General features: G+C 72.4%; 11 protein-coding genes. 8 read left to right on the plus strand and 3 right to left on the minus strand.

Features of this window, described 5'->3' with window-relative positions:
• Positions 1-39: 39 nt before the first annotated feature.
• Positions 40-810 (minus strand): SDR family NAD(P)-dependent oxidoreductase, encoded by a 771-nt coding sequence (locus ACFC96_RS15805; protein WP_376612713.1) that lies wholly within the window; start codon positions 808-810, stop codon positions 40-42.
• 135 nt (positions 811-945) lie between these two features.
• Here ACFC96_RS15805 and ACFC96_RS15810 point away from each other — a divergent pair, with 135 nt between their 5' ends.
• The 3 genes from ACFC96_RS15810 (at position 946) to ACFC96_RS15820 (ending at position 3,891) form a co-directional block, all read left to right on the plus strand.
• The gene (locus ACFC96_RS15810) at positions 946-1,542 is read left to right on the plus strand and encodes a TetR family transcriptional regulator (protein WP_376612715.1); all 597 of its coding nucleotides are present in this window, start codon (positions 946-948) and stop codon (positions 1,540-1,542) included.
• Between the two features lie 329 nt (positions 1,543-1,871).
• On the plus strand, positions 1,872-3,017 hold the full coding sequence (locus ACFC96_RS15815; protein WP_376255563.1) for an IS701 family transposase: 1,146 nt from the start codon (positions 1,872-1,874) through the stop codon (positions 3,015-3,017).
• A 73-nt stretch (positions 3,018-3,090) separates the two neighbouring features.
• The gene (locus ACFC96_RS15820; protein ID WP_376255561.1) at positions 3,091-3,891 is read left to right on the plus strand and encodes a BTAD domain-containing putative transcriptional regulator; all 801 of its coding nucleotides are present in this window, start codon (positions 3,091-3,093) and stop codon (positions 3,889-3,891) included.
• A gap of 37 nt (positions 3,892-3,928) precedes the next feature.
• On the opposite strand, the gene ACFC96_RS15825 is transcribed toward ACFC96_RS15820, so the two are convergent.
• A complete protein-coding gene (locus ACFC96_RS15825) occupies positions 3,929-4,906 on the minus strand; it encodes a LysR family transcriptional regulator (protein WP_376255559.1) in 978 nt (325 codons plus the stop codon).
• 116 nt (positions 4,907-5,022) lie between these two features.
• Between ACFC96_RS15825 and ACFC96_RS15830 the strand changes: the two genes are divergently transcribed.
• From ACFC96_RS15830 to ACFC96_RS15840, 3 genes are all read left to right on the plus strand, one after another.
• Positions 5,023-6,507, plus strand: coding sequence for an MFS transporter (locus tag ACFC96_RS15830; RefSeq protein WP_376255557.1), 1,485 nt, complete (start codon positions 5,023-5,025; stop codon positions 6,505-6,507).
• 153 nt (positions 6,508-6,660) lie between these two features.
• Positions 6,661-7,497 (plus strand): MBL fold metallo-hydrolase, encoded by an 837-nt coding sequence (locus tag ACFC96_RS15835; protein ID WP_376255555.1) that lies wholly within the window; start codon positions 6,661-6,663, stop codon positions 7,495-7,497.
• A 133-nt stretch (positions 7,498-7,630) separates the two neighbouring features.
• Positions 7,631-10,213: a polysaccharide lyase family 8 super-sandwich domain-containing protein gene (locus tag ACFC96_RS15840; RefSeq protein WP_376612717.1), complete on the plus strand. Its 2,583-nt coding sequence runs from the start codon at positions 7,631-7,633 to the stop codon at positions 10,211-10,213.
• 9 nt (positions 10,214-10,222) lie between these two features.
• Here the strand turns inward: ACFC96_RS15840 and ACFC96_RS15845 are convergent, their stop codons facing one another.
• The gene (locus tag ACFC96_RS15845) at positions 10,223-10,600 is read right to left on the minus strand and encodes a nuclear transport factor 2 family protein (RefSeq protein ID WP_376612719.1); all 378 of its coding nucleotides are present in this window, start codon (positions 10,598-10,600) and stop codon (positions 10,223-10,225) included.
• A 202-nt stretch (positions 10,601-10,802) separates the two neighbouring features.
• Between ACFC96_RS15845 and ACFC96_RS15850 the strand changes: the two genes are divergently transcribed.
• Both ACFC96_RS15850 and ACFC96_RS15855 read left to right on the plus strand, forming a co-directional pair.
• The gene (locus tag ACFC96_RS15850; RefSeq protein ID WP_376612721.1) at positions 10,803-12,338 is read left to right on the plus strand and encodes an AMP-binding protein; all 1,536 of its coding nucleotides are present in this window, start codon (positions 10,803-10,805) and stop codon (positions 12,336-12,338) included.
• Between the two features lie 177 nt (positions 12,339-12,515).
• The gene (locus ACFC96_RS15855) at positions 12,516-13,313 is read left to right on the plus strand and encodes a DUF4389 domain-containing protein (protein WP_376612723.1); all 798 of its coding nucleotides are present in this window, start codon (positions 12,516-12,518) and stop codon (positions 13,311-13,313) included.
• The last annotated feature ends 104 nt before the right edge of the window (positions 13,314-13,417 follow it).

Below are 13,417 nucleotides of genomic sequence, written 5' to 3' on the forward strand. Positions count from 1 at the left end.
GGCCGGCCCTGGGCCGGCCGGAGCGCGGGCGTTCAGGGATCAGACGGCGAGGACCCCGCCGTCCACGGGTACGGTCGCACCGGTGACGAAGGACGACGCGTCGCTGCACAGCCACATCGCCGCCTCGGCGACCTCGGACGGCGCGGCGAAGCGCTGCTGGACGGCCCGCGCGAAGAAGGTCTTCTCGATACCGGGCGCCTGGTCGATGACGGACTCCATCATCTCGGTCAGCGTGCTGCCCACGGCGAGCGCGTTGACGCGTATGCCGCGCGTGCCGTACTCGGCGGCGGCCGCCTTCGTCAGGCCGATCACCGCGTGCTTGGCGGCGACATAGGGGGCGCCGACGCCGGTGGCGATGAGGCCCGCCGTGCTCGCCGTGTTCACGATGGAGCCGCCGCCGGTGGGGAGCATGGCGGCGATCTGGTGGCGCAGGCAGTTCCACACGCCTCGCACGTTGATGTCCATCACGGCGTCGAAGTCGTCGTCCGGCGTCTCGTGCAGGTCTTTGCCGAGCGTGGCGTGACCGGCGTTGTTGAAGGCGGCGTCCAGCCTGCCGAAGCATTCCACGGCGGTGGAGACGGCCCGCTCCACGTCCTCGCCGCGGCGCACGTCCCCGACGACGGCCACCGCTCTTCCCCCGTCCGCCGCTATCTCCTCGACGAGCGCGTCGAGTTGCTGCTGTCTGCGGGCCATGAGCACCACGGGGGCGTTCCTGCCGGCGAACAGGCGCGCCGCCGCCGCGCCGATGCCCGACGAAGCCCCCGTGATCATCACTACCCGGCCGTCCATGTCACGTACGTCCTTGATCATGACGGGCAGTCAAGCAGGTGCGGGTGAAGGCCGGGAGGCGTCATTTCGCCACTCGGGCGCGACCGACCTGCCAAGAACGTTCCGGGGTGCCGCCCATGGGGTGTTCTTGGGAAAGTCTTGACCTACGGTAGATCCATGGCACGCCAGGAGAGAGCAGAACTGACCCGGCGCCGGCTCATCGAGGCCGCTGCCGCCGAGTTCGCCGCCCACGGGTACGCCGGCACCTCCCTGCTCGGGATCGTGAAGTCGGCCGGGGTCACCATGGGCGCCCTGACCTTCCACTTCTCGTCGAAGTCCGCCCTGGCGGACGCCGTCCAGGAAGCCGGGGCCGCCGCCACGCGCGCGGTGCTGCACGGCGACGGGGCCGACCCGGGGCTGCGGGGCGCGCTCGTCGACACCCTGGCGCTCGCCGAGGCCCTGGAGACCACCCCGTGCATCAGGGCCGCCGCGCGCTTCACCCGCGAGGGCCGCGACGCCGAGTCCAACTGGTACGCGGCCTGGGTCCCGCACCTGCGCGAGAGCATGGAACGCGGCTGGGCCGACGAGCGCCCCGGCTCGGGGCTGACCCCGGTCTCCGCCGCCGCGCTGCTCACGTACGTCATGGCCGGCGTCGAGGCCACCACGTCGTCCCGGGGCGCCCTGCGGGACGCGTACGGCGCCGACCCGAAGGGCGAGCTGACGCAGGCGCTCCAGGCGCTGAGCGCGCTCGCGTCCCCGGCCAAGCCCCTCTGACGGGACCGGCGTTCACGGGTCGGCGCCCTCGACTCAGGTAAGGGACAGGGCCCTTCGGGCGTGCGTGCATCAACTGAATGCACTGTTCCGGGCACGGACCGTCCGCTCGGCGGCACCCGACGACGGGCCGGATCACGCCCGCACCCACATATTCAACTTCCCCTCCACGCACCCCTGAGCGCACTCCCTCCCAGCTCAGAACCCCTGCCGTCGGACGGAGGGGCACGCTCTTGCCGCGCTTCTCCCCGCCGGCTCCGAGAACTGGGCTAGAAAAATAGAGAACGTTCGCTATATTTCCTGGGCGGCCACGCAGAGAGAGGAGCCCACTCATGGACCGGACGTTCGACGACAGCGCACCGACCACCGGCGCGGCCCCCGCGCCGCCCGTGCACCGCCTCTTCGCCCACCTGCCGCGCGCCGATCAGCGCCGGTGGGCCGAGGTCTATGTGAAGGGGCTGCTGACCACCCCGGGCAAGAAGTCGCTGCGGCGGATGGCGGCCTCCGTCACCCCGTCCCCGACGGCGTCGCAGTCGCTCCAGCAGTTCGTCAACGTCAGCCCCTGGGAATGGCGTCCGGTCCGCGCCGAGCTCACCCGCTGGGTCGCCGGACACACACCCGTGCGGGCCTGGACCGTGGCCCCCGTGGTGATCCCCAAACGGGGCAGCCTCGCCGCCGGCGTCCACCGGCGGTTCGTGCCCGGCCTCGGACGCACCGTCAACTGCCAGCTGGCACTGGGCGCGTTCCTGACCTCCGGGCTCGGCGACGTCTCCGTGGACTGGCAGCTCTACCTGCCGCGCGAATGGACCGCGGACAGCCGGCTGCGCGAGCAGGCCCGCATCCCCGGCTCCACCGGCTACACCGACGCCACCGGGCTCTGCCTCGCGCTGCTCGACCGGCTCGCGCGGACCACCACCCGCCGGGCGCCCGTCGTCATCGACCCCGAAGGCCACCTGGATGCCGAAGCGCTCATCGAGGGCCTGGAGGCACGCGGCCACGACTGGATCGTCGCCGTGCCCGACACCCTCCGCCTCGCCCTCGCGCCCGCCCTGAGCACCGCCCCCCGCCCGCCGCTCGAAACCGTGCGCACCCTGGTCCGCCGGCACGCGGCACCGCGTACCGCCGCCCGGACGGAACACGGCAGTGCCCGCCTCGGCGCGCTGTCCACGCTGGTGCCGCTGCCCGGCGGCGACCGGCCCTGTCTGCTCGTCGGGGAATGGACATCGCCGTCCGTCCGGCCCGACCGGACCTGGCTGACCAACCTGCACCCCGACCGCCACTTCCAGGCGGGCGCGCTCATCGCGGGGCGCGCCGCCGCACGGGCCGGAGCCGCCGAGACCGAGCTCGGACTGCACGACTTCGCCGGCCGCTCCTACGCCGGCTGGCACCGCCACGCGACGCTGGTCTCCGCCGCTTCCGCGCAGCGCAGGCTCGGCCACGGCGGGTGTCCGCACACCCCGCACCGTACCGCACCGTAGGGACCACGACCTGTTTGTCCACCCACTCGCCGTCCGCCGAAACGGACTGCGCGTCCATCACGAGGGAGGGGCTGTGGAGTTCCGTCTCCTTGGTCCGATCGACGTATCCGAGCAGGGGCGCGACATCACGCCCACCGCGCCCAAACAGCGGCAGGTACTCGCCCTGCTCCTGGCCAGAGCCAACCGCCGGGTGTCCGTACCGACGCTGCTCAACGAGGTGTGGGGCCACGAGCCGCCCCGCACCGCCACCACCGCGCTGCAGACCTACATAGGGTCCCTGCGCAAGACGTTCGCCACCGCGACCGGCACCACCGCCCGCCACATCGCCGAACACCGCCTCGTCACCGACGGGAACGGCTACGTCCTGAAGCTCGCCGACACCGAATGGGACCGGCCCCGCTTCGAGCAGCTCGTCCTGGAGGCGCGCGGTCTGATGGAGGAGCGCGAGGCGCAGCGCGCCACCGAGGTACTCGGCGAGGCCCTCGCCATGTGGCGCGGCACCCCGTTCTGCAACGTCAAGGCCGGCAGCCAACTCACCGCACAGTCCAGGGTGTTGAACGAGGCCCACCTCGCGGCCTGCGAGGTGCGGGTCGACGCGCTGCTGTCGGCCGGGCGGTTCCAGGAGGCGGTGGGTGACGCCGTCGCCCTCGTCGAGGAGCACCCGTACCACGAGAACGTGCACGCCCAGCTGATGCGCGCCCTGTACGCGTCCGGCCGCCGGGCCGCCGCGCTCGAGGTCTACCAGTCGCTGCGCCGCCGCATGGGCGACGACCTCGGCATCACCCCGTCGCCCACCACCAGGTCCCTGCACCACGCGATGCTCCAGGACCGCCCCGACCAGCGCTATCTCTCCGCCGCGGGAGCCGTCCGCTGACCGTGCCCCGCACCACCGTCCGCGGCCCTGACGTCCCTCAGGCGCCGCCCTCGGACTCCCACAGGGTCTCCAGCGCCCTGGTGGGCCCGCCCAGCGAGCGCACATGCTCCAGCGCGGCACCCACGAACGCCCGCAGCCGGCCCGTCTCGTGGTCGGCCGGCCAGATGAACGCGTACTCGATGCGGGGGGCATCGGCGAACGGCCGGAACGCCAGGCCGGGGCGCGCGTAGTACCGCTCACCCGCCGCCGCGACCGGCGTCACCCCCTTGCCCGCGAGGACCAGTGACAGCGCGTCCTCCCAGTGCGTGATCGCCTGGCCGTGCGGAATGGGCCGCCCCGACGGCGTCTGCCGCGGGAAGTGATGGTCCAGCCAGTGGGCCGGCACCGGCCTCGTCACCGTCAGCAGCGTCGCCTCCGCCAGATCCTCCACGCTCAGCGTCTCGCGCCGCGCGAACGGGTGCGCGGACGGCATCAGGAGCACCCGCGGCTGCGACAGCAGCACCGGACCGGTCGTCAGGTCGGCCTCCGCCACCGGGAGTTCGGTGACCTGAAGGTCGATGTCCCCGGCCCGCAGCGGCCCGTACGGGTCGGATATCTGCACCTGTCGGATCTGTACGTCCACACCCGGGTGACGGCGCGCGAACACCGCGGCGACGCTGTGCAGCAGATGGCCGGTGAACGCCCCCGAGAAGCCGATCCGCAGCGTGCCGGTGATCCCCCGGCCGGCCGCCGTGGCTTTGGCGATCTCCTCCTCGATGCGGCGCTGAGCAGGGCCGATCCCGTCTCTCAGCTGCTCCCCGATGGCCGTCATCGTCACACGGCGGCTGCTGCGCTCGAACAGCTTCGCGCCGATGCGGCGCTCGACGCGCGCGATGGTCTGGCTGACACGGCTCTGCGAGACACCCACGCGTTCGGCGGTCCGGCCGAAGTGCAGTTCCTCCGCCAGCGTCAGAAAGATCTCGATCTCCTGGCGTTCCATGTCCTCCCCGTCCCCGGCCTCGTACCCCTCACTCACCCGCTCACCTCGAACGATGAGCCCGGCGAATCGATCGTTGCACAGATCGTTCTTGTTGCGCAGGTGCCCCGATTCGATGCTGGTCAGGCCCGATCGCATACGAAAGGACACCCCTGATGGCTGTCACCGAGTCCTCTCCCCCCACCGATCCCCTCGTCGAGACCGGTGTCCTCGCCCCGCCACCGCCGGTCGCCGACGTCGGCCCCGCCGACAGCTCGTTCAGCACGCGGGGCTGGCTCGTCCTGATCACCCTGTGCTGCGCGACCTTCATGTGCGGCCTGGACTTCTCCATCGTCACCGTCGCCCTGCCCGACATCGGCAGCAGCCTCGGCTTCTCCTCGCCCGGCACGCTCCAGTGGGTCGCCACCGCGAGCCTGCTGCCCTCCGCGAGCCTGCTGCCGCTGTTCGCCCGCGTCGCCGACCTCGTGGGCCGCAAGAAGCTCTTCACGTTCGGCGTGGCCCTGTTCACCCTGTTCTCGCTGGGCGCCGCCCTCGCGGGCGGCCCCGGCGTCCTGATCGCCACCCGCGTGGGCCAGGGCACGGCCGCCGCGATGATCGCCCCCGCCGCCATCGCCCTGATGACGGGCTACTTCCCCGAGGGCCCGCAGCGCGCCCGCGCCCTGGGCCTCAACGGCGCCGTCATGTCGCTCGGCTTCGTGCTCGGCGCGCTCGGCGGCGGCGTCATCACCAGCGGCTTCAGCTGGCGCTGGACGATGGTCGTGCTGTGCGTCATGGGCGCCGTCGCCCTGGCCGGCGCGCTCGCGCTGCCCGTGATGCGGGAGTCCGCGGCCGCCCGGCGCATGGACATCCCCGGCGCGGTCCTCGCCACGCTCGGCCTGTTCGGTCTCGTCTTCGGCATCTCCACCGGCGGCGACAAGGGCTGGGTCCGCGTGGACTCGCTCGGCTCCATCGTCGGCGGCCTCGTCCTGCTCGGCGTGTTCCTCCTGGTCGAGCGGCGCCACCCCGAACCGCTGATCCCGCTCAGCGTTCTGGGCCGCCCCACCGTCAAGTGGTCCGGCCTGTTCGGTGTCGTCACCTTCGGCATGTGCGCCGGCACGACCGTGCTGCTCAGCCTCTACATGCAGGACGTCCTCGGCTTCACCCCGCTCCAGGCCGGTCTGAGCTACCTCGGCGAGGGCGCGGCCGCGATGCTCGGCGGCATGTACGTCTCCAAGCTGCTCGGCCGGTTCGGCGGCCCGCGGGTCCTCGCGGCCGGCCTGCTGATCCAGGGCGCCGGCACCGTCGCCATGTTCACCCTGCCGCAGAGCGGCACCATCGCGCCGCTCGTCATCACGTCCTCGGTCATGGGCCTCGGCCACGTCTTCAGCGTCGTCTCCTTCATCACCGTGATGACGACGGGCGTCAGCGAGGAGGACCAGGGCGTCGTCGGCGGCCTGTCGCAGCTCCCGCAGTACGTCGCCGCGATCGGCGTCGCCGGTCTCAGCGCGATCGCCGCCGCCCGCACGAACGCCCTCGCGGGCGGTTCGGGTCCCGACGCGGCCGCCACGCTCGGCGGACTGCACGCCGGCATGGTCACCGCCGGCGTGGTCGCCCTGGTGGGTGCGGGCCTTGCGGCGACCGTGCTGCGCAAGCGCGGCTAGCCGCGAAGCGGGTGCGGGAATGTGGTCGCGGGGAGCGTGCGTGCCGTCGGCGCACCTCCCCGCGACCCTCGTCCGGGGTTCCGGCGCCGTCGCTTTCTGCGGGCCGCGGGCCACATCCGCGCCCGTTCGGAACATCACCAAGGAGACCGATCCGTGAACGACAGGCGACTGCGCAGGCCCTCTGCCGTGTGTTCCGTGCAGGTGGGTGATCTGAAGGTCAGTTACGTGCCTGACGGCGCCATGCTGTTCAAGCCGCCCGAGCCGCCACGGGCGGACGTCGGTGCCGCCTATCTCAACGACACCGCCCATCTGGTCGCCAACACCGGCGGCCTGCTCGTCCAGTCCGACGGGCGGGCGCTGCTCATCGACGCGGGGTTCGGCCCGCACTCCGTACCGGAGGACCCCGACCACCCGTACATCGGCGCGGTGCACGGCGGTTCGCTGCTCGACAATCTGGCGCGGCTCGGGGCGCGGCCCGACGAGATAGAGGTCGTGGCCTTCACCCATCTGCACCGGGATCACATCGGATGGGCGTGCGCGGATCCGCCGGTGTTCACGGCGGCCGCGTTCGCCGTGCCGAAGAGCGAGTGGGAGAACCGCCATCAGATGCCGGGGCTGACCGCCGGGGCGCTCGCCGCGCTGGAGCGCCGGCTGCGGCTCGTCGTCCCCGGCGAGGAGATCTTCCCGGGTGTGCAGACGCTGGCGCTGCCCGGCCACACCGCGGGCCACACCGGCTTCACGATCACCTCGCGGGGCCGTCGCCTGCTCGCGTTCGGGGACGCGCTGCACTCGCCGCTCCAGGTGCGCCACCCCGAGTGGTTCACGGTGTCGGAGGGCGACCCGGCCCAGTCGGAACGCCACCGGCGCAGCCTGATCAGCGAACTCCAGCAGCCGGGCACCCTCGGCTTCGGCATCCACTTCGCGGACGTCGTCTTCGGACAGGTCGTCCCGGGCGCGGCGGGGGAGGGCGCCGACTGGCTGCCCGTCTGACCGCCGTGCCGGGACCCTTACCGGACAAGCCAGTACGCGCTTTCCCTCCCCGGGCCCGTGGACCCCTTGTCGCCCTCGGGCCCATCTGCTTGACTCCGCGCGCCAGCACGCCAACTCACCGGCGGAGGAAGCCATGGAGATCACCCGCAGACGCCTGCTGTCCGCCCTGTCAGCCGCGGGTCTCCTCACGGTGATCCCCACCGGACGGGCGAACGCCGCCGACGCGGCCGCGGACAGCGCGCGGCTCCTCGCCAACACTGTGGACGTCTTCGCGGGCACCGAGGCCTCCAACTCCCGTACGGAGACGGCCGCCAAGCGCGCCGCCATCGACAAGGCCGCCCGCGCGAACCTGAAGTCGATGGACGCGGCCGGCCCCGGCGAACTCTTCGCCGGGCTCGTCCTCGGCACCGACGAGGGCCGGCTCAACACGGCCTACAAGCAGTTGTACGAGATCGCCCTCGCGACGCGCGCGCCGGGCGCGTCCCCCGACCTGTACCACGACGAGGCGGTGCAACGCCGCGTCGTCGACGGCCTCGCGTGGCTGCACGAGCGCTACTACGGCGACCAGTCCAAGGGCTACTACGGCAACTGGTTCTACTGGGAGATCGGCCTCTCCCAGTACATCAGCAAGACCCTCGTCCTCCTCGCCGACGCGGTCAAGGCCCACCGCCCGGACCTCCTGCGCACCTACGTCGCCTCCATGGACGCGTACCTGCGCAACGGCACCGACGGCGACGTGAACCTCGACTCCCGCTTCCACACGGGCGCCAACCTCGCCGACATCACCACGAACCGCATCCTCCAGGGCGCGCTCCTCGTCGGGGACGGGGGCGGCGCCCCCGACGGCGAGGCCCGCATCCGCAAGGCCCTCACCGACCAGCTCACCGTCTTCGCGACGATCGACCCGTACGCACTCGCCCACGGGGTCACGGACGGCTATTACGCCGACGGCTCCTTCATCCAGCACGCGTCCGTCGCCTACACCGGCTCGTACGGCAAGGGCCTGCTCACGCGGGTCGTGCAGACCCTCAAGTTCCTCGACGGCACGGGCTTCGCGCACGGCGGGGAGCTGGTGCCGACCGTGGTGGGCTGGGTGCGGAACGGCTTCGCGCCACTCATCTTCGAGGGCTGGATGATGGAGATCGTCAAGGGCCGGGCCGTGTCCCGCCCCGACACCGGCTACACCGACGTCGCGATCGTCGTCGAGGCGGTCGTGGATCTCGCGTCACTCGCCGAAGACACCGCCGGAGCCGACGCCACCGCCCTCAAGAGCTACGTCAAACACATCCGGGCCACCTCGCGCGCCGCCCTCGACCCGTCCTCGTTCGTCTCCCCCGTGAGCATCACGCGCTACGCCGACATCACCGGCGACGCGTCCCTCCCCGCCGAGGACCTCAACCCCGGGGCCCGCACGGTCGCGTTCAACGCCATGGACCGGACCGTGCACCGCAGGCCGGGTTTCGCCTTCGCGCTCGCCCGGAGTTCGAGCCGCATCAGCAAGTACGAGTACATGAGCGGCGAGAACCTCATGCCGTGGTTCCAGGGCGACGGCGCGTACTACCTGTACCTGTCCGGCCAGGACCAGACGCAGGCGTACGGCGTCGACTACTTCACGACGGTCTCGCCGTACGCGCTGGCCGGGGTCACCGCGCCGGTCGAGGAGCGCCGCACCGTCCCCGAGCTCTACGGGAAGCCGTACTACGACAACCCGGGCCACCCGCTGAACTTCACGTCGTCGTCCGAGTCGCAGAACACCTACGTCTACTTCCCCTGCGGCACCGGCCCGCACTCGGGCGGTGCCGTGCTCGGCGCGTACGGCGCGGCCGCCATGGTGCAGTCGGACGACGTCCCCTACCGGGACAAGCAGAAGGGCATCCTGCCCGACGACTTCGTCGTCTATCGCAACGCGACGTCGACGAAGTCGTGGTTCCTGTTCGACGACGAGATCGTGGTCCTCGCGGCGGATGTCGGCGACGCGGCCGGGCGGGCCGTGACGACGACCGTCGACTCCCGCACGGCAGCACCGGACGACCGGACCACGGTCACCGGAGCGCTGCGCGACGGCCGTCCGTGGAGCGGCCCGGGCACCGGCGACCTGCACTGGCTGCGCTACGCCGACGCGACCCGCGGCACGTCGCTCGGCTACGTCTTCCTCGACACCCCGCGCGTGCGGGTCTCGCTCGACGAAGTCACCCGCAGCCGCCGCGTGGTGCGCACCGCGAACCCGGACACGGCGGTGACCCGCACGGTCCTCGGCGTGACGGTCGACCATGCGGCCGGAGCCGAACCGGCCTCTCTGGCCTACGCGTTGGTGCCGAACGCGGCGGAGGCCGCCCTGCGCTCGTACACGCGCCACGACGGCCCGCTGACGGTCCACGCGAACACACCGCGCCTCCAGGCCGTCACCCACAAGGGCCTCGGCCTGACCGCCGTGAACACCTTCACGCCCGGCCGCCACGAGACCGCGGGTCTGCGCGTCGAGGGCCCCGCCTCGGTGCTGGTGCGGCGCGGGCGGGGCCACGGCGACCCGGTCACAGTCGCCGTCGCGGACCCCACGACGCGGCGCGACACCGTGACCGTCCTGCTCCACGGGCGTCCACTTCGCGAAGTCACCGCGGACCCGCAGGTGCGGGTGACCCGCGTCCCCGGCGGCACCCGCCTGGACGTGGACACCCGCCACACGTACGGGCGGAGCCTCACGGTGACGCTGCGCTAGCGGGAGTCGTCACGCCGCCGGGATCCGGTCCAGGAACCCCTGCACCGTACGGATCCGGCCGTCCTTGGCCAGCGAGATCACGTCGGACCCCGCGACGGGCGCGGAGCCGTCCGCGGCGGACACCAGCTCCCAGGTGAACCGGGCGATGTCGTGGTGCGCGTCGACCGTGCCGGTCCGCCGGAACGCGAATCCGGGGAACTGCTCACGGGCCGCGGCGATCACGGCGGCGACGCCCTCGTGCCCGGTCACGTCGGCCAGGGGGTCGGTGTAGCTGCCGTCCTCGCTCCACGCGGCGGCGACGGCCTCGGCCCGGGCGTCTGCGCCCTCGGCGTTCCATGCCTCGAAGTAGCGGGCGACGGCGGCTTCGTGAACGGAGATGACGGACATGCGAATCGGCCTCCAGTCAGGTCGGGTGCGGGACCGGAGCCCGGGAGGAGTGCGCCGCCCGGGTTCCGGATGCCTTCAGCCTGCCGGGCGGGCGGACGAGGGTCGATTACGCCGGAGGTAATGCCACGCGAGCCCGGTTCGCCCATGCTGTGGGCGGACAGAACCTGATCTGTTGTTCATCGTCTGTGCTCGGGAGGCCAGGATGATCGTCCCGTTCGGGGCCCTTGATTTTCTGGAACGTGCCGCCACCGTCTACGGGGACCGGATCGGCGTCGTCGACGAACCGGTCCAGCCTGCCGAACCCTGGGAGGACCTCACCTACCGCCGGGTGGCCGAGCTGGCGCGCGCCCAGGCCGCCGGACTCGACGCGCTCGGGGTGCCGCTCGGCGCCCGCGTCGCGGTCGTGTCGCCGAACAGCGCGCGGCTGCTGACCTCGTTCTTCGGGGTGAGCGGCTACGGCCGCGTCCTCGTCCCGGTCAACTTCCGTCTCACCGCGGAGGAGGTGAGCTACGTCGTCTCCCACTCGGGCGCCGACGTCCTCCTCGTGGACCCCGAACTGACGGACCGCCTCGCCGGCGTCCCCGCCAAGCACCGGTTCACCATCGGGGCGGCCGCCGACTCCGAGCTCTACCGCTTCGGCGCGGACCCCGCCCCCTGGACGCCCGACGAGAACGCCACCGCCACGATCAACTACACGAGCGGCACGACCGCCCGGCCCAAGGGCGTCCAGATCACCCACCGCAACATCTGGGTCAACGCCGTCACCTTCGCCCTGCACGCGGGCGTCACCGACCGGGACGTCTACCTGCACACGCTGCCGATGTTCCACGCCAACGGCTGGGGCATGCCGTTCGCCATGTCCGCGCTCGGGGTGCGCCAGATCGCGCTGCGCAAGGTCGACGGCGCCGAGATCCTGCGCCGCGTCGACGAACACGGCGTGAGCGTGATGTGCGCCGCGCCCGCCGTCGTCAACGCCGTCCTGGACGCCGCCCGTTCCTGGAAGGGCGCGATCCCGGGGCGCGACCGGGTCCGCATCATCGTCGCCGGGGCGCCGCCGCCCACCCGTACCGTGGCCCGCGTCGAGTCCGAACTCGGCTGGGAGTTCATCCAGATCTACGGCCTCACGGAGACGTCGCCGCTGCTCACGGTGAACCGCAGCCGCGCCGAGTGGGACGGGCTGGACACGTCGGCACGCGCGGAGAAGCTGGTGCGGGCCGGGGCGCCCGCGCTCGGCGTGACGCTGCGCACCGACGAGGAGGGCGAGGTGCTCGCCCGGTCGAACGTGATCCTTGAGGGCTACTGGGAGCAGCCCGAGGAGAGCGCGAAGGCCCTCGCGGGCGGCTGGTTCCACACGGGCGACGGCGGCACGGTCGACGAGGACGGCTATCTGACGATCAGCGACCGCAAGAAGGACGTGATCATCACCGGCGGCGAGAACGTGTCGTCCATCGAGGTGGAGGACGCGCTCTTCAGTCACGCAGGCGTCGCCGAGGTCGCCGTCATCGGTGTCCCGGACGAGAAGTGGGGGGAGACGATCAAGGCGCTCGTGGTCCGGTCCCCCGACTCGGCGGTCACGGAGGACGAACTGATCCGCCACTGCAAGGAACGCCTGGCCGGTTTCAAGGCGCCCACGTCGGTCGAGTTCCGCGACGAACTGGCCCGCACGGCCACGGGCAAACTCCAGAAGTACAAGCTGCGGGCGCCGTATTGGGAGGGCCGGGACCGGGGGGTGAGCTGAGCCGCACCCCGCCGCGGCGGGGCGACCCCGGCCCCTCGTCCCTTCTTGTCGTCCGCGGCGGCCGGGGCCGGTGCGTGCGATCGCAAGACGCCGGGAGCGTGCGCCCCGGCCCCCGCCGACCACTCGGGCGGACGACCCGGGGTGCCCGGGCGTCCTCCCGTCGGCAGAGTTACCGGCATGGAACCCCAGTACGGCACGGTCCCGCTGTTTCCGGGCGCCGAGGCCCTGCCCGAGTTGGACATCCCGCAGCCGGGGCGGCAGAACCGGCTCGCCGTGCTGGTGCGGCTCCTGCTGCTCCTGCCGCACTTCGTCGTGCTGGCCGTGCTGTCGGTGGCGGCGTTCTTCGTGGTGGTCGCCGGCTGGTTCGCGGCGCTGCTGCTGGGGCGGCTGCCCGCTCCGGTCGAGCGGTATCTGGCGGGGTTCCTCGGCTACGACATCCGCGTGAACGCCTGCGCGATGCTGCTGACCGGCCGCTGGCCGCCCTTCGAGCTCGACGCACCGATGGGTCACCCGGTGCGGGTGCGCATGCAGCAGTCCGTGCGCCTCAACCGGCCGGCCGTGCTGTTCCGGCCACTTCTGGTGATCCCCGCGGCGCTCGTCGCGGTGGTCGCCACCGCCGGCTGGTGGGTCTTCTCCGCGCTGTCGTGGCTCGTCGTGCTGTTCCTCGGTCGGATGCCGCTGCCGCTGTTCGAGGCGACGGCGGCGGTCCTGCGCTACCGGATGCGGCTCGGCGCGTACGTGCTGCTGCTGACCCCCGCGTACCCGAAGCGGCTCTTCGGCGACCAGTCGGCGCCGGACGCCGTCGTCGGCACCCTCTCGGGCCCGTCCGCGACGCGGCCGCTGTTCCTGGGCGCGACGGCGAAGGTGCTGGTCGGAGCGTTTCTGGTGCTCGGTCTCGTCGGCGGGGCGGTGAACAGCTCCCGCTACGGCGCGGACGGCTCCGCGGCCGTACAGGCCTCGCTGCCCGGCTTCTGATCCCTCGCGCGCGGTCGCCGGACACGCGAGGCGCTGCCGCGCCGGGCGGTCGTCCCCCCACGGACACGGCGATGTGGTCCGTTGCGGATATCAGCGCCCGCAGG

Origin of the sequence: Streptomyces sp. NPDC055955 (assembly GCF_042270245.1) — a bacterium.
Classification (GTDB): Bacteria; Actinomycetota; Actinomycetes; order Streptomycetales; family Streptomycetaceae; genus Streptomyces.